General features: G+C 38.7%; 14 protein-coding genes, 2 tRNA genes, 2 rRNA genes and 2 riboswitches (1 of these 20 running past the window's edge). Of the genes, 3 read left to right on the top strand and 15 right to left on the bottom strand.

The annotated features are described in order from the left end of the window. Positions 1–250: 250 nt before the first annotated feature. From QUF93_RS03935 to groES, 6 genes are all read right to left on the bottom strand, one after another. A complete protein-coding gene (locus QUF93_RS03935) occupies positions 251–1,756 on the bottom strand; it encodes a sensor histidine kinase (RefSeq protein ID WP_289357925.1) in 1,506 nt (501 codons plus the stop codon). Further along, the gene (locus QUF93_RS03930) at positions 1,740–2,441 is read right to left on the bottom strand and encodes a response regulator transcription factor (RefSeq protein WP_002115555.1); all 702 of its coding nucleotides are present in this window, start codon (positions 2,439–2,441) and stop codon (positions 1,740–1,742) included. The genes QUF93_RS03935 and QUF93_RS03930 overlap by 17 nt, the downstream gene beginning before the upstream one ends. Positions 2,442–2,583: 142 nt before the next feature. After that, on the bottom strand, positions 2,584–3,909 hold the full coding sequence (locus QUF93_RS03925) for an NCS2 family permease (protein WP_002115553.1): 1,326 nt from the start codon (positions 3,907–3,909) through the stop codon (positions 2,584–2,586). 127 nt (positions 3,910–4,036) lie between these two features. Beyond that, positions 4,037–4,138: riboswitch (purine riboswitch) on the bottom strand. A 157-nt stretch (positions 4,139–4,295) separates the two neighbouring features. Then, positions 4,296–5,834 carry a glutamine-hydrolyzing GMP synthase gene (gene guaA, locus QUF93_RS03920; protein WP_276314292.1) on the bottom strand — a complete coding sequence of 513 codons (1,539 nt, stop codon included), beginning with the start codon at positions 5,832–5,834 and terminating at the stop codon, positions 4,296–4,298. 165 nt (positions 5,835–5,999) lie between these two features. After that, positions 6,000–6,101, bottom strand: a riboswitch (purine riboswitch). Positions 6,102–6,240: 139 nt separating this feature from the next. Continuing rightward, a complete protein-coding gene (gene groL / locus QUF93_RS03915) occupies positions 6,241–7,878 on the bottom strand; it encodes a chaperonin GroEL (RefSeq protein ID WP_289357924.1) in 1,638 nt (545 codons plus the stop codon). A gap of 36 nt (positions 7,879–7,914) precedes the next feature. After that, positions 7,915–8,199 carry a co-chaperone GroES gene (groES, locus tag QUF93_RS03910; protein ID WP_000917305.1) on the bottom strand — a complete coding sequence of 95 codons (285 nt, stop codon included), beginning with the start codon at positions 8,197–8,199 and terminating at the stop codon, positions 7,915–7,917. Positions 8,200–8,601: 402 nt separating this feature from the next. Here groES and QUF93_RS03905 point away from each other — a divergent pair, with 402 nt between their 5' ends. Continuing rightward, positions 8,602–9,351: a CPBP family intramembrane glutamic endopeptidase gene (locus QUF93_RS03905; RefSeq protein WP_002113444.1), complete on the top strand. Its 750-nt coding sequence runs from the start codon at positions 8,602–8,604 to the stop codon at positions 9,349–9,351. After that, positions 9,348–9,539 carry a YdiK family protein gene (locus tag QUF93_RS03900; protein WP_001246201.1) on the top strand — a complete coding sequence of 64 codons (192 nt, stop codon included), beginning with the start codon at positions 9,348–9,350 and terminating at the stop codon, positions 9,537–9,539. The genes QUF93_RS03905 and QUF93_RS03900 overlap by 4 nt, the downstream gene beginning before the upstream one ends. A 29-nt stretch (positions 9,540–9,568) precedes the next feature. Here the strand turns inward: QUF93_RS03900 and QUF93_RS03895 are convergent, their stop codons facing one another. Beyond that, entirely contained in the window at positions 9,569–10,198 is a 630-nt protein-coding gene (locus tag QUF93_RS03895) for a redox-sensing transcriptional repressor Rex (protein WP_002113443.1), read from the bottom strand. A gap of 187 nt (positions 10,199–10,385) precedes the next feature. Here QUF93_RS03895 and QUF93_RS03890 point away from each other — a divergent pair, with 187 nt between their 5' ends. Continuing rightward, positions 10,386–12,320 carry an ABC-F family ATP-binding cassette domain-containing protein gene (locus QUF93_RS03890; protein ID WP_207626507.1) on the top strand — a complete coding sequence of 645 codons (1,935 nt, stop codon included), beginning with the start codon at positions 10,386–10,388 and terminating at the stop codon, positions 12,318–12,320. Positions 12,321–12,754: 434 nt separating this feature from the next. Here the strand turns inward: QUF93_RS03890 and tsaD are convergent, their stop codons facing one another. The 8 genes from tsaD to QUF93_RS03850 all read right to left on the bottom strand — a co-directional run. Further along, a complete protein-coding gene (tsaD, locus tag QUF93_RS03885; protein ID WP_289357922.1) occupies positions 12,755–13,771 on the bottom strand; it encodes a tRNA (adenosine(37)-N6)-threonylcarbamoyltransferase complex transferase subunit TsaD in 1,017 nt (338 codons plus the stop codon). After that, positions 13,771–14,214: a ribosomal protein S18-alanine N-acetyltransferase gene (rimI, locus tag QUF93_RS03880; protein ID WP_142344895.1), complete on the bottom strand. Its 444-nt coding sequence runs from the start codon at positions 14,212–14,214 to the stop codon at positions 13,771–13,773. Before rimI ends, tsaD begins: the two co-directional genes overlap by 1 nt. 13 nt (positions 14,215–14,227) lie before the next feature. After that, positions 14,228–14,920, bottom strand: a complete 693-nt coding sequence (gene tsaB, locus QUF93_RS03875; protein WP_289357921.1) for a tRNA (adenosine(37)-N6)-threonylcarbamoyltransferase complex dimerization subunit type 1 TsaB — start codon at positions 14,918–14,920, stop codon at positions 14,228–14,230. After that, on the bottom strand, positions 14,901–15,374 hold the full coding sequence (gene tsaE / locus QUF93_RS03870) for a tRNA (adenosine(37)-N6)-threonylcarbamoyltransferase complex ATPase subunit type 1 TsaE (RefSeq protein ID WP_128283571.1): 474 nt from the start codon (positions 15,372–15,374) through the stop codon (positions 14,901–14,903). Before tsaE ends, tsaB begins: the two co-directional genes overlap by 20 nt. Before the next feature lie 174 nt (positions 15,375–15,548). Beyond that, positions 15,549–15,624 (bottom strand) — tRNA-Asp (locus tag QUF93_RS03865). Between the two features lie 3 nt (positions 15,625–15,627). Next, a tRNA-Met gene (locus QUF93_RS03860) sits at positions 15,628–15,704 on the bottom strand. A gap of 12 nt (positions 15,705–15,716) precedes the next feature. After that, positions 15,717–15,832, bottom strand: a 5S ribosomal RNA gene (rrf, locus tag QUF93_RS03855). 49 nt (positions 15,833–15,881) lie between these two features. Beyond that, positions 15,882–17,500 (bottom strand): 23S ribosomal RNA (locus QUF93_RS03850) (it continues 1,303 nt past the right edge of the window).

Genomic DNA, 17,500 nt, shown 5'->3' with positions numbered 1-17,500 from the left:
GTTTGTTTCGTTCAGTTTTCAAAGAACTTCTTTGCCGCTCATTTGCGACTCCCTTATGTTAACATTTCCAATTTGTAATGTCAACCAAGTTTTTTTATTTCGTTTGTCGCTTTCTGCGTTGTTGCTATCGGCGACTTGTCCTATATTACACCTCTAAACTCTAATCGTCAATATGTTTTTCTAAAAAAATATAAAAAGGCTTATCCCTTTTAAAATAAGCCTTTTTATCATATAACATTCTATTCATTTATTATTTTTCTATAATTGGTAATGAAACGATGAACTGAACGATCCCGTCCTCATACTCAGCTCGAATACTACCACCTTGCAACTCCACAATACTTTTCGCAATAGCTAATCCGAGCCCCGAACCTTCTGTCACTCTACTTCTAGATTGGTCTTTCTTATAAAACCGTTCAAACAAGTTTCCTAACTCTTCTCTCGTAAACTCTTCACTATGATTTGCAATAACAATTTGTATATCCCTGCGCTGCCTTTGCAGAGACACTTTTATCTCTCCATCATCTGTACTATACTTAATCGCATTCATTAGCAAGTTGTCAAATACACGGACCATCTTTTCTGAGTCAATCATTGCATACGCACGCTCCTCAGGAAATTTCTTAACAAATGAAAGCCCGTGCCCTTCTGCCTGCGGTACTAACTCTTCTATTAATTGCTCCAATAACTCATTTATACAAACCTCTTGCTTTTCCAATACAACTTGCTCATTCGTTAACTTCGTATACTCAAATAAATCTTCTATTAAATTCTTTAACTGCTCCGACTTTGCAAAAGCAATTTTAGTATACTCATCATGTTGCTCTTTATTTTCATATTTAGAGTCTCTAAGTAATCGTAAGTATCCCATAATAGAAGTAAGCGGCGTACGCAAATCATGAGATACATTCGTAATAAGCTCATTCTTTTGCTTTTCTAATTTACGTTCCTTTTCTATATTACTCATAAGCTCTTCTGCCATATTATTAATATTCTCAGTTAGTGCTGCAATCTCATCTTCACCTTTCTTCTCAATACGATAAGCTAAGTTTCCTTTTTCTATTTCTTTTACACCTTGTGCCATCGCTTCAATTTGCTTCATCTTTCTCTTTGTTATATAGAAGAAAGAGAAAATGAATACGAGCACGCCAATTAAAAACGGGAATGGCCCTTCTTGCGTGTCATACATTACTTCTCCCTCTGGAATTCCACTAACAAACATGTACAAATTCTTTCCTTCTATAGTAATAGGTGAAAAAGCTATAAACTCTTTTCTCGTACTTTCAAACTCATTTCTATCATTTGCATAATTAATCGCAAATGACGCTGCATTACGAATAGTATTATGCAAATCAATTTGCTCTTCTTGCGCCTGTTTCGTTTTATATAAAACTTTACCACCTTCATCGGTGATCAATACCTTTAAAGCTTTGGACCCTTGTTCCAAATTTTGATTTTCCATTTCAATCATATTCAATACAGCATCTAATTTATTTTCATGAACCATCGTATTCGCTGTATTTTGAGCTTGGTGGTTAATATTCTCCATGCCGGCCCGATAATCGATCGTAGCCTCCCGATTCGCATTCTCAAAAAACGGTGCTGCTGCTTTCGAAGATAAAACTCCTAATAAAGCACATACAGCAAAAGCAGTAATCAATTGAATTCGTATACTCTTCCGCACACTCTTCACTAATTTCTCAATCAATTCTCTTGTTTTCCTTACATAAGTAAACGGATTAAATATCTTTTTCAATCTTATACCCCACTCCCCATACTGTTTTTATATATCTCGGCTTCCTTGGATTCTCCTCAATCTTTTCACGTACTTTCCGAATATGCACCATTACAGTATTATCAGATTGGAAAGATCGTTCGTTCCAAACCTTTTCATAAATTTGTTCAGCACTAAAGACCATATCTGGATTACGAGCTAGCAATTCTAAAATCGAAAATTCCCGTGGAGTTAACTTCACTTCTTCTCCCTCTACAATGACTTTATGCGTTGAGATGTTTATTGCCATATCTCCAATTTCTAACTCGTCCTCATTTTGAATAGCAAAACCATTCATTTTCATATAACGACGTAGCTGAGATTTAATTCGTGCGATTAACTCTAACGGATTAAATGGTTTCGTTACGTAATCATCCGCACCTGTTGTTAACCCTAAAATCTTATCCATATCTTGCGTTTTCGCAGAAAGCATAATAATTGGCATTTCTTTCGCTTCCCTTACTTTCATACACATATGAATACCATCTACTTTCGGCATCATAATATCTAATACAACTAAGTGCACTTCATTTTCTTCTAATAAACGCAACCCTTCTTCTCCGTCTCCTGCTTGCAGTACTTTATATCCTTCGTTCTTTAAATAGATTGTAATTAAATTTCGAATTTCTTTTTCATCATCTACGACAAGTATTGTTTCTCCTGCCACAATATCTCCCCCATCATTTTTAATCCCTAACTTCTATTATAAGAAAACTTCTGAAGAAAAACGCTCGGAAATCCTTAAGATTTTCTGAAGACGCAAAAAAGGTCTAGACTCCCCTTAAGTCTAGACCTTTCAAAAACCCCTTTTATTTACGAACGTAGATGAAATATAGTACGAATAAAACTCCCATAACATACATAATTGGATGAACCTCTTTACGACGACCACTCACAACCATTGTAATTGGATAGAAGATAAATCCGATTGCAATTCCTGTTGCGATACTATACGTAAGTGGCATAGAGATGATTGTGAAGAACGCTGGTACCGCAATCTCGAATTTCTTCCAATCAATTTCTCCTAAAGACGAAACCATTAAGATTCCTACAATAATTAAAGCTGGTGCTGTTACAGCCGGTGTCACAACACTTAGTAATGGCGAGAAGAAAAGTGCCAGTAAGAAGAATCCTGCTGTTACAACTGCTGTAAATCCAGAACGTCCACCCGCTGCTACCCCTGCAGATGACTCAATGTAAGACGTTGTTGTTGATGTACCTAGGATCGCACCGATTACAGTTGCAATTGCATCTGCGAATAACGCTTTTCCTGCACGTGGTAATTTATTGTTCTTCATTAATCCAGCTTGATTCGCAACCGCTACAAGTGTACCTGCTGTATCAAAGAAATCAATAAAGAAGAACGTTATAATAACAATAGCCATTTCAACAGTGAAAATGTCTCCAAAGTGCGTTAACGCCACACCGAACGTTGGTTCTAGACTCGGTATTGCACCCACTACAGCTTTCGGAGTATCAATTAATCCTGTTGCAACTCCTAAGATTGCCGTAAGAATCATACCGTAGAAAACTGCACCATTTATTTTCTTAATCATGAAGATGATTGTAGTAACAACTCCGAAGATTGCTAGTAACGTTGTGCCCTTTGTTAAATCCCCCAACCCAACAAGAACAGCATCATTTTTCACGATAATTCCGGCATTTTGGAAGCCAAGGAAAGCAATGAATAATCCGATACCTGCCGCTACTGCAAACTTTAACTCTGATGGAATTGCATTAATGATTTTTTCACGAATACCTGAAGCTGTAAGAATAATAAAGATAATACCTGACATTAATGTTCCAGCAATTGCTGTCTGCCATGGAATTCCCATCGTTAACACTGCCGTATAAGCAAAGAACGCGTTAATTCCCATACCCGGCGCCAAAGCAATTGGATACTTCGCGAATATCCCCATAATCAACGAACCAATCGCTGCTGCTAATGCTGTAGCAACAAATACTGCACCCGGATCCATTCCTGTACCTGCCGGTAACCCTTTAACATTTCCAAGCGACAGCGTAGCAGGATTGACAAATAGTACGTAAGCCATAGATAGAAATGTCGTTAACCCTGCTATGAACTCTGTTTTATAATTTGTACCGAGTTCATCAAACTGAAAATAGCGTTTCATCTTACGTTTCCCCCGTTATATGATTACTCGCCGTATTTCCCCTAGCCCTCTTTTATTTCAAAAAATAAAAAAGGCTTCCATTGCATATACATGGAAGCGTTCTATAAACAAAGACAAGTTTCCCCTCATCTTTATACAAACGCCTCGTAGTCAAGCCATTTACGGTAGCTAGGTAGAAACTTTCGGGCCATATCCCCGATATTATACGACGGCATAATATTCACTTTTCGTTTGAATTACATACTCATATTAACTCGAGAAAGTACTTTTGTCAATTTAAAAACGAACATTTTTATAAAGTTTTATATTTTCGTTCGTATAATCACTTAAAAAAACAAAAAGATCCATCTATACATAAAATGATAGATGGATCTTTCATTATAATACTATTCCCACTCAATAGTTGCTGGTGGCTTACTCGTTATATCATACACGATACGGTTAACGTGTTTTACTTCGTTTACGATACGTACAGATATTTTCTCTAATACATCCCAAGGGATACGTGCCCAGTCAGCTGTCATACCGTCGATAGATGTTACCGCACGGATACCTACTGTGTAATCGTAAGTACGCTCGTCACCCATAACACCTACACTACGCATACCAGGAAGCGCAGTGAAGTATTGCCAAACTTCGCGGTCTAATCCTGCTTTTATAATTTCTTCACGTAAAATCGCATCAGATTCACGAACGATTTCTAATTTCTCTTCTGTAATTTCACCTAATACACGAATACCAAGACCAGGACCTGGGAACGGTTGACGCCATACGATTTCATCAGGAATTCCTAATTCTGATCCTAATACACGTACTTCATCTTTAAATAACGTGTTTAAAGGCTCAATTAATTTGAACTGCATGTCTTCTGGAAGTCCACCAACGTTATGGTGAGATTTAATTGTTTGTGCAGTTGCTGTACCACTCTCAACGATATCTGTATAAAGTGTACCTTGCGCTAGGAAGTCCATTCCTTGTAATTTAGAAGCTTCATCATCAAATACGTAAATGAATTCATTACCGATGATTTTACGTTTTTGTTCTGGATCTTCTACACCTTTTAACTTGTTCATGAAGCGTTCTTTCGCATCCACTTTAATAACGTTCATATGGAAGCCTTCGCTAAATGTTTTCATAACACCTTCTGCTTCATCTTTACGAAGTAAACCGTGGTCCACGAAAATACATGTTAGTTGATCGCCGATTGCTTTATGAATTAATACTGCTACAACAGAAGAGTCTACACCGCCACTAAGTGCGCATAATACTTTTTTGTCTCCAACAGTTTCACGGATCTTCTCTAATTCTACTTCGATAAAGTTCTCCATGTTCCATCCTTCAGAACAACCACATACGCCGAATACGAAGTTTTTAATTAAATCGTTACCGTGCTCAGAGTGACGTACTTCTGGGTGGAATTGTACACCGTATAAGTTTTTCGCTTCATTGCTCATACCAGCAATTGGGCAAGACTCACTTGTCGCGTCTACTACGAATCCTTCAGGTAAACCAGTTACTAAGTCGCCATGGCTCATCCATACAACTTGCTCTTCTGGAAGGTTCGCATATAATTTTGATTCGTTCTCTACTTTAAGAACAGCTTTTCCGTACTCACGGTGATTTGCACGCTCTACTTTACCACCAAATTGTTGCGTCATAAGCTGCATACCGTAACAAATACCGAAGATCGGTAATCCTAGGTCAAAGATTTTTTCATCACAATGTAATGCACCTTCACCGTATACACTATTTGGTCCACCAGAGAAGATAATCCCTTTTGGATTCATTGCTTTAATTTCTTCTGCAGTAATTGTATGTGGATGAAGTTCACTGTATACACCGAACTCACGAATTCGACGTGCTATTAACTGATTGTACTGACTCCCAAAATCTAAAACGATAATTGTATCATGCTGCTTCTTCAAAATAATCACCCCAACGTTAGTTCTCGTATATAAATATTTTCACCAATTTAGGCGAAAAGCATTACCAATATAATAAAAAAAGCCAGTCCTCCGCCTCTAGTCTCATAACAAAGAAAAGGCAGGGGTCTGGCTTTATAAAGAAAGATAGTCTCCGCTCTTTATAAATATAAGACACACTGCCTTCATAGTCAGGTTGTTTACGGTAACCCGGTAGAGACTCTCAAACCATATCATTGAGGATATATGAAGGATCGTTTTATATTATCTTCCTAGATTCTAACAATGAAGTATCAATATGGTCAAGAGAGAAAGCGACAAAATTCTACAGAAATTATTTTCCTGCTCTCAAAAACACAAAAAAACATCCACTTCTATATAGAAGTGGATGTTTTTCGAGCGAACGGAATTACATCATTCCGCCCATACCGCCCATGCCCATGCCGCCCATATCAGGCATTCCAGCAGCACCAGCTGGTTCTGGCTTGTCAGCAACTACAGCTTCAGTCGTTAAGAACATAGCTGCAACAGATGCTGCGTTTTGAAGTGCAGAACGAGTTACTTTAGCTGGATCTACGATACCAGTTTCAAGCATGTTAACCCATTCGCCAGTAGCTGCGTTGAAACCAACGCCTACTTTTTCGCCTTTTAGGCGCTCTACAACTACAGATCCTTCTAGACCAGCGTTGATTGCGATTTGACGAACTGGCTCTTCTAGTGCACGAAGTACGATGTTGATACCTGTTGCTTCGTCGCCTTCAGCTACGATAGAAGCTACTTTCGTGTATACGTTCATAAGTGAAGTACCACCACCTGCAACGATACCTTCTTCTACTGCTGCACGAGTTGAGTTAAGTGCATCTTCAATGCGAAGTTTGCGCTCTTTTAACTCAGTTTCAGTTGCTGCACCTACTTTAATTACTGCTACGCCACCTGCAAGTTTAGCAAGACGCTCTTGTAATTTTTCACGATCGAATTCAGAAGTAGTTTCTTCTAATTGCGCGCGGATTTGACCGATGCGAGCCTCGATTTGTTGTGAATTTCCAATACCTTCAACTACAGTTGTGTTTTCTTTCGTTACAACGATTTTACCAGCGCGTCCTAAAGATTCAACTGTAGCAGATTTTAAGTCACGTCCTAATTCTTCAGTGATTACTTCGCCACCAGTTAAGATTGCGATATCTTCTAGCATTGCTTTACGACGGTCACCAAATCCAGGAGCTTTAACAGCTACTACATTGAATGTACCACGAAGTTTGTTCACTACTAATGTAGCTAAAGCTTCGCCTTCTACATCTTCAGCAATGATAAGAAGTGGTTTACCTTGTTGTACCACTTGCTCTAATACTGGTAAGATTTCTTGAATGTTAGAAATCTTTTTGTCAGTAATTAAAATGTATGGGTTATCAAGAACCGCTTCCATTTTGTCAGAATCAGTAATCATGTAAGGAGATGCATATCCACGATCAAATTGCATACCTTCTACTACGTCTAATTCTGTTGTGAATCCTTTAGATTCTTCTAAAGTAATAACGCCGTCGTTACCAACGCGCTCCATTGCTTCAGCGATTAATTGACCTACTTCTTCGTCAGCAGCAGAAATAGCAGCTACTTGTGCGATAGAAGATTTACCTTCGATTGGTTTAGAAATTGTTTTTAATTCTGCAATTGCAGCAATAACAGCTTTTTCGATACCTTTACGAAGACCCATTGGGTTCGCACCAGCTGTTACGTTTTTTAAACCTTCACGAATCATAGCTTGCGCTAATACAGTTGCAGTTGTCGTTCCATCACCAGCTACATCATTTGTTTTGCTAGCAACTTCTGCTACTAATTTCGCACCCATGTTCTCGAATGCATCTTCTAATTCGATTTCTTTTGCGATTGTTACACCGTCATTTGTAATAAGTGGTGAACCGAATTTTTTCTCAAGTACAACGTTACGACCTTTTGGTCCAAGCGTTACTTTTACTGCGTTTGCAAGAGTGTCGACACCGCGAAGCATCGAACGACGTGCTTCTTCACTAAATTTAATATCTTTTGCCATAATAATTGACCCCCTTGAATTTTTAAATGTATATAATTAACCGATAATTGCTAAAATGTCACTTTCACGTAAAATCAAGTAGTCTGTACCTTCGTATTTCACTTCAGTACCTGCATATTTTGAGAAGATGATAAGATCACCTGCTGCTACCTCTAAAGCAACACGCTCACCATTTTCAAGCACTCGACCAGTACCTACTGCAATAACTTTACCCTCTTGTGGTTTTTCTTTTGCAGTGTCTGGTAATACAATACCACTTGCTGTTTTTTCTTCTGCTTGAACAAGTTCAATTACAACGCGATCACCTAATGGCTTTAGCATGAACAATAACCTCCTCATTTTGTTATGTAAATTTTATTTATTAGCACTCAAGTCACACGAGTGCTAACACACTTCTAATAATAAATAATCTCAATTTCTTTTGCAAGTAAAAAAATCATAATTTTTTCGCAAATTACTTTATACACTTTCCTATATAGCATTACTTCTTCTACTGCCTTTACTATATGAATCGTTGTTCCCACTTCTTGTATGTTACAATATGAAAGACACCCTAAGTTGTTTTCGCTAAACGCACAACTTTTTCCTGTCTCCTATTTTATTTTCAAATACTTATTTACAAAAAAAATATAATTCAAATGAAAGTTTATATCGTAGGTAGCATATTTACATGTTATCCTACCTTATCTCATACACTAGCGTTAGAAAGGATGGTTAAACCATTTGAAAAAACAATATTGGTGGATTATCGTTACATACATTTTAATGCAGTTATCAGGCATTGCCGGGTTACCGCTTCTCCTGAAAACTGGACTATACGATAATAGGGGATTTACTAGAGAGGAAAAGATTCAGCTCATAACTGGTCATTGGGCTATCATTAGCTTTTTCATTGCATTATGCGTTGTACTTTGGTTACTCAGAACAGACATTCGCGACAGGCATTTAGATAAAATGCGCTCTACTGTTCCAGCTACAATTGGATGGATTTTTATTGGTTTCTTCTTAGCACTGTTCTCACAAAGCATTGCCGGTATGATCGAAATGCGTTTATTAGGGATTACGCCGGGATCTGAAAATACAGCAAGGCTTATGGACATCGCAAGAACGACACCTTGGTTCCTTATCGTCATATCTATAATAGGACCTATTTTAGAAGAAATCGTATTTAGAAAAATTTTATTCGGTACACTTTATAAGAAGTTCAACTTCTTTATTGCCGCTATCATTAGTTCACTTGTATTCGCGGCGATTCATTTTGATTTTACTCACTTATTGGTATACACTTCTATGGGGCTCGTATTCGCCTTTTTATATGTAAAAACGAAACGTATTATCGTTCCAATTGCAGCTCATGTTGCAATGAATACATTAGTTGCAGTCGCTCAAGTTGTAGTAAGTAACGAGCAAATTCAAGAAATGATTAAAGAAGCTGAAAAAATGCAAGGCTTTATCGGAGGATTTTTAGTATGAGAAACTCACCATTGTTCATGGCTGCATTGTACTTTCTTCTTGGATGTATCTTTACACGCTTCGCCATTACGAACGTAACAGATACAATTTGGAATATGTGGACAATACTATTTGCAGTTATGGCAACAATTGATTTTAATTTGGCACTTCGCCTTATCTTAGTCAAATTCACAAAGAAAAAACAATAATAAAACGCAGAGGTCATCTCCTCTGCGTTTTATTGTGGATAATTCTTCAAAAAGTAAACAAGCGTTTGTAACTCTACAGCTAAATCAATATGATGAATTCTTATATTCTCTGACACATTTAAGCGTGCTGGTGTGAAATTTAAAATACCATGTACGTCCGTTTCTGCCAATCTATCTGCCACAGATTGCGCTACTGTAGCGGGTACCGTTAATATTGCCACTTGTATATCAGTTGATAAACGTTCTTCTAATTCATCCAAATGATATACAGGAATTCCCCCGATTTCTGTTCCAACTTTCTCTTCACTAACATCAAACGCCATTTCAATTTTTGTATTATTGTTTTTCGTGAAATTATAATGTAAGAAAGCGGTCCCTAAATTACCTACTCCAATAAGTGCTACACGTGTTATATCATCTTGGTCGAGTGTTTCACGGAAAAATGATAATAAATAATTTACGTTATATCCATATCCTTTTTTTCCTAACGCTCCAAAGTATGAAAAATCTCTTCGAATAGTTGCGGAATCAACCTTTACCGCTTCACTCAATTCGGCTGATGAAACACGTTGCTTACCAGAAAGAGATAAATTTTGGATAAATCGATAGTATAGAGGCAATCGTTTGGCAGTGGCCTGTGGAATTTTTTGCTGATCCATATAACCTCTCCTCTCTTCCTATCTTTATTCACATACTTGAATCAAATACAGAAGTTTAGTACTCATGAATTTCTTTGTATAATAAAGAGAAGAAGTATTCTCTCTTTATTTTAAACTATACACTATTTTTAGTATGATTGAGAAATATAAACATGGCAAAGTTAAGAAATTATTTGAGGTGAAAACATTGATATTATTACAAGTGAATGGGCTTTCGAAATTATACGGTGCAGAAACGATTCTTGCAAACATAAAATTGGAAGTACAAACGAAAGATCGTATCGCATTAGTCGGACGAAATGGAGCCGGAAAATCTACATTATTAAAAATAATAGCTGGCGAGTTATCTCATGATGGTGGTGAAATTATAAAACCGAAAGATGTCTCAATGGGGTATTTAGCTCAAAATACCGGATTAGAAACGTCTTTAACAATTTGGGATGAAATGTTAACCGTCTTTACACACTTACAGCAGATGGAGACAAAACTTCGAAGGCTAGAGCAAGAGATGGGAAAAGAAGAAAACTTTTCAAATGCGGCTATATACGAGAAATTATTAGCTGATTATGACCAATTACAATTAGATTATAAAGATCAAGGCGGCTATCAGTATGAAGCGGATATACGCTCGATTTTAAGCGGTCTTGGCTTCCCAGTTGAAACGCATCAGACGACAATTTCTACATTAAGTGGTGGACAAAAGACTCGATTAGCTCTTGGGAAATTATTATTAACTAGACCAGACTTACTTATTTTAGACGAGCCTACAAACCATTTAGACATCGAAACATTAACGTGGCTTGAGCAATACTTACAAGGTTATCCTGGCGCAATTTTAATCGTTTCTCATGACCGTTATTTCTTAGATAAGCTTGTTACACAAGTATATGAAATTTCGAATAAAGAAAGCAGACGATTTGTTGGTAACTACAGTAAATATTTAGACTTAAACTCAGCTCTATACGAGCAAGAGATGAAGCGTTATGAAAAACAACAAGATGAAATTGCTAAACTAGAAGACTTTGTACAAAAAAATATAGCTCGCGCATCTACGACAAAACGTGCTCAAAGTCGCCGGAAACAATTAGACAGAATGGAATTATTAACTAGACCATTAGGTGATTCCAAATCAGCTTCCTTCCACTTCGATATTGAAAAACAAAGTGGAAATGATGTTTTACAAGTGAAAGATGCAACTATTGGCTATTACCAGGAACCGATTATTGAACATGTAAATATGCGCTTAACTCGCGGTGACAGTGTTGCCTTAGTTGGACCGAACGGAATTGGGAAATCTACATTATTAAAATCCATTGTGAATAAGTTACAGCTATTACATGGAGACGTTGCTTTCGGATCAAATGTATCCGTTGGTTATTATGATCAAGAACAAGCCAACTTAACATCTTCGAAGCGAGTTTTAAATGAACTATGGGATGAATATCCCTTGCAACCTGAAAAAGAAATTCGCACTATACTGGGCAACTTTTTATTCACAGGGGATGATGTATTAAAACCAGTATCTTCTCTTAGTGGTGGACAAAAGGCTCGACTAGCTCTTGCAAAACTTATGATGCAAAAATCCAATTTATTAATTCTCGATGAGCCAACGAACCATCTTGATTTAAATAGTAAAGAGATTTTGGAGAATGCTTTAATTGATTACCCAGGTACTCTTCTATTCGTCTCTCATGACCGCTACTTTATTAATCGCGTAACGACAACCGTTGTTGAGTTATCAACTGAAGGTGCACAAGAATATTTAGGTGATTACGATTATTACGTTGAAAAGAAAAATGAAATGATTGAACGTGCAGAATTTGAACAACAAGAACAGCAAGAAAATCAGGCACCTGTTCAAAAAACTGTAGCTCAAGAAAAATTAAATTATCTCGAAGAAAAAGAACGTAAACAGTTAGAGCGTCAACGCACTCGAAAAATTGAGGAGCTAGAACAAAACATCGTAGAATTTGAAGAAGAAATCGCTACATTAGAAGATCAGCTTTGCTTACCAGAAATATATGCAGATTATGAAAAGGCTAGTGAAATTACAACTAAAAAACAAACACTGCAAGAACAGCTTGAAGCTTGTATGGCAGAATGGGAAGAACTGCATATATAAGAGAATTTAAAAAAGGAGGATGTCTCATAAGTCGGGCTTTTTGACGAGATGACCTCCTTTTTATTTTCTATTTTGGAATCAATACCATAGTAAATGAAATTATATAAACGATTCGACAAGAAATATCGATTTACCGACAAGGATTGACAATATTAGCACCTTGTATAATAAGAGACCGATGTTTCAAAATATTTTTTGGACATCTCCTTGTTTTTTATTTCCCAAAAAAGAATTTCTTCAAAGGTCAGACTTCATCTGCATTATCCACAAGGTTATACACATATCCACCTTTATAATATAAACTCCCAAATAACTTTTCCACATTATCCACAACCGAGCGAAAAGTTATACACATTTTATGTACACAAAAAAACCCATATTATCAACAGATAATATGGGTTTTTTCCACAAGCTGTGGTTAATTTTGTGTATAACTACGCTTCAATATCTAATCCTGGATTTGCATTTAAAGCTAATGTAGCGCGTTTTCCTTGTTCGTATGCAATTGTACCTGCAGCTGCAATCATCGCTGCATTATCTGTGCATAAAGATAGAGGAGGAATAATTAGCTCTATATTTTCTTTTTGTGCAAATTCTACTTCTAAACGTGCACGAAGCCCTTTATTAGCAGCTACTCCACCAGCAAGAAGCACTTGTTTTACATTATAAGCATCTGCTGCACGAGACGCTTTCGTTACAAGTACATCTATTACACTTTCTTGGAAACTTGCTGCTAAATCTTCTGGTGCAATTTCTATACCGCGTTGTTTTGCGTTATGCACAGTGTTGATAACTGCTGATTTCAATCCACTAAAGCTGAAATCATACGAATCAGGTTCTAACCACGCACGAGGCAAATCAATTGTTGGTTTTCCTTCATGCGCAAGGCGATCAATATGAGGACCACCTGGATAAGGCATTGATAATGTACGAGCTACTTTATCGTAAGCTTCTCCTGCCGCATCATCTCGCGTTTCACCAATCACTTCAAATGAACCATGTTCTTTCATATAAACAAGCTCCGTATGACCACCGGATACAACAAGCGACAATAACGGGAATTGTACTTCTTTTACTAAACGGTTCGCATAAATATGACCAGCAATATGATGAACACCAACTAGAGGGATATCATGAGCAAAAGCCACAGCTTTCGCTGCATTTACACCTATTAAAAGTGCTCCAACTAAACCTGGGCCTTCTGTTACAGCAATTGCATCAATATCCTCAAAAGTAATATTCGCTTCTTTTAAAGCTTCTTCTAACACAACTGTGATTTCTTCTACATGATGACGGGATGCAATCTCTGGTACAACTCCGCCAAAACGCTTATGACTTTCAATTTGTGATGCGACGATATTCGCAATGATTTCCGTTCCATTTTTAACAACTGCTACAGCTGTTTCATCACAGCTTGTTTCAATACCAAGTATAATCGTATTTTTTTCCATTATATATTCACCCACATTACAAGACCATCTTCCTGATTGTCTGCATAGTATCGTTTACGAATCCCACCATTTTGAAATCCGTATTTTCTGTATAACTGCTTTGCTACTTCATTTGACACGCGTACTTCAAGTGTCATTGTTTTTACTCCTAACCCTTTCGCTTCGGAAATGACTTCTTTCAATAAGGCATCCCCTAGCTTTTTGCCTCTGTATTCTGGCAGGATAGCTATATTTGTTACATGTGATTCATCAAGAATTATCCACAATCCACAATATCCAATTACGAGACCATCTTTTTCTAGCACGACATAATGTGCATGTTCATTCATCTCTAATTCACGGTGAAAGGCATCTGCAGTCCAAGGGGTTGAAAAAGATGCTTCTTCAATAGCTACAATTTGAGCAATATCATCGAGTGCCATCTTTCTAAATATCATATCCATCTTCTGTAGGCCCCTATTTTTTTTGACTTTCTAACCATTTTGTTTCAGCTTCAGCTAAACGAAGATAGCTAGGAACAAACGTATGCACGTCTTGTTCTTCTTTTTGTAAACCTAAAAATGCTAATTCACTTGGTCTTGGGTTATTCTTAGTGAACGGAGCAAATACAGCTTGATCACCTAAATATTCTACAATTGTTTCTTTATGCAATTTAACATCGTTACCAATAAATAAAACAGGCTGACCTTTATCTTTTAACATTTGCAACCAGTCAACAATAAGAATAATTCGGTCTTCTTCTATTGAAGTTATACGTTCTCCTTCATATGTATATAACCCCGTGTAAATTTGACCACGTCGGCCATCAAATAAAGGACAAATTAGTCCATTAAAATTAGCACCATTTGCAGCCACCACTTCTAAACTTGATACACCTACAATTGGTATTTGAAGTGACCAAGCTAATGTTTTTGCAGCTGTCACACCTATACGAACACCTGTATATGATCCTGGTCCAGCTGCTACAACAATTTTAGTCAATTCTTTCGGTTTTACACCGCATTCTTTTAAAAGTTTCTCTACAGCTGGCATAAGACGTACAGAATGGTTTTTTGTTAAATTTGTAATGATTTCCCCAATCACGTTCCCTTCCTCAATAAGGGATACACCCATTACGTAATTTGAAGTATCAATTGCTAGTACTTTCATCTTGTAATAGCTCCTCACATAATCTAATATAGCGATCTCCAATTGGCTCGAGTACAATTTTTCTTGTATCATCTCCAGCATGGAATAAACTAATTTGTAACTTCTCATTCGGTAAATATGCTTCTATTAAATGAGCCCATTCTACTACTGTAATCCCTTCACCATAGAAATACTCATCAAATCCTAAATCTTCTTCACTTTCCGCTAAACGATACACATCCATATGATATAGCGGTAATCTTCCTTTATATTCTTTAATAATATTAAAGGTAGGACTATTTACGACTCTTTTCACTCCAAGACCTTTTGCTAATCCTTTTGTAAAAGTCGTCTTGCCAGCTCCAAGATCACCTTCTAAAATAATTACATCTTGTGCCTTTACAAGTTCCCCTAATTTTTCTGATAATCGCTGAGTTTCTTCCGAAGATTTTGTTGTTATTTCATATTTACTCACAGACTTCACCTACTTTACTCACAATGTTCTCTGCTCTTTATTATACAGGTTTTAAATATATAAAAAAGTCCTTAGGAGTTTTCCTAAGGATAGTTTGACTGTCTTTATTAGTTTTTTGTTAAAACAAATAAAAAAATACGAAACACCTTGTTTCGTTCTTTTCTTTATATAAAATGGCGGTCCCGACCGGGGTCGAACCGGCGATCTCCTGCGTGACAGGCAGGCATGTTAACCACTACACCACGGGACCATTTGGTTGCGGGGACAGGATTTGAACCTGCGACCTTCGGGTTATGAGCCCGACGAGCTACCGTACTGCTCCACCCCGCGATGATATAAATAGCTTGGCGACGTCCTACTCTCACAGGGACAAGGTCCCAACTACCATCGGCGCTAGAGAGCTTAACTTCCGTGTTCGGTATGGGAACGGGTGTGACCTCTCTGCCATCATCACCAAACTATTGAAGGCATATTCCTTCAAAACTAGATAACATTGCTTCATATTATATGGTTAAGTCCTCGATCTATTAGTATTCGTCAGCTCCACATGTCACCATGCTTCCACCTCGAACCTATCAACCTGATCATCTTTCAGGGATCTTACTAGCTTACGCTATGGGAAATCTCATCTTGAGGGGGGCTTCATGCTTAGATGCTTTCAGCACTTATCCCTTCCGCACATAGCTACCCAGCTATGCCCTTGGCAGAACAACTGGTACACCAGCGGTGCGTCCATCCCGGTCCTCTCGTACTAAGGACAGCTCCTCTCAAATTTCCTACGCCCACGACGGATAGGGACCGAACTGTCTCACGACGTTCTGAACCCAGCTCGCGTACCGCTTTAATGGGCGAACAGCCCAACCCTTGGGACCGACTACAGCCCCAGGATGCGATGAGCCGACATCGAGGTGCCAAACCTCCCCGTCGATGTGGACTCTTGGGGGAGATAAGCCTGTTATCCCCGGGGTAGCTTTTATCCGTTGAGCGATGGCCCTTCCATGCGGAACCACCGGATCACTAAGCCCGACTTTCGTCCCTGCTCGACTTGTAGGTCTCGCAGTCAAGCTCCCTTATGCCTTTGCACTCTACGAATGATTTCCAACCATTCTGAGGGAACCTTTGGGCGCCTCCGTTACACTTTAGGAGGCGACCGCCCCAGTCAAACTGCCCACCTGACACTGTCTCCCGGGTCGATAAGACCCGTAGGTTAGAATTTCAATACAGTCAGGGCGGTATCCCACCAGCGCCTCCACCGAAGCTAGCGCTCCGGTTTCAATGGCTCCCGCCTATCCTGTACAAACTGTACCAAAATTCAATATCAGGCTACAGTAAAGCTCCACGGGGTCTTTCCGTCCTGTCGCGGGTAACCTGCATCTTCACAGGTACTATAATTTCACCGAGTCTCTGGTTGAGACAGTGCCCAAATCGTTACACCTTTCGTGCGGGTCGGAACTTACCCGACAAGGAATTTCGCTACCTTAGGACCGTTATAGTTACGGCCGCCGTTTACTGGGGCTTCAGTTCAGAGCTTCGCTTACGCTAACCCCTCTCCTTAACCTTCCAGCACCGGGCAGGTGTCAGCCCCTATACTTCGCCTTACGGCTTCGCAGAGACCTGTGTTTTTGCTAAACAGTCGCTTGGGCCTATTCACTGCGGCTTTCCGTTAAGAAAGCACCCCTTCTCCCGAAGTTACGGGGTCATTTTGCCGAGTTCCTTAACCAGAGTTCTCTCGCACACCTTAGGATTCTCTCCTCGCCTACCTGTGTCGGTTTGCGGTACAGGCACCTTTTATCTCGCTAGAAGCTTTTCTTGGCAGCGGGGAATCAAAGACTTCGCTCCATAAGGAGCTTCCCCATCACAGCTCAGCCTTCACGATAAGCGGATTTGCCTACTTATCAGCCTAACTGCTTGGACGTGCACAACCAATCGCACGCTTCTTCTATCCTTCTGCGTCCCTCCATTGCTCAAACGATAAAGAGGTGGTACAGGAATATCAACCTGTTGTCCATCGCCTACGCCTGTCGGCCTCGGCTTAGGTCCTGACTAACCCTGAGCGGACGAGCCTTCCTCAGGAAACCTTAGGCATTCGGTGGACGGGATTCTCACCCGTCTTTCGCTACTCATAC

The organism is Bacillus hominis (genome assembly GCF_030348325.1).
Lineage (GTDB): Bacteria > Bacillota > Bacilli > Bacillales > Bacillaceae_G > Bacillus_A > Bacillus_A hominis.
Note: the sequence above shows the minus strand (reverse complement) of the source record. Positions and strands in the feature narration are given on the sequence as shown.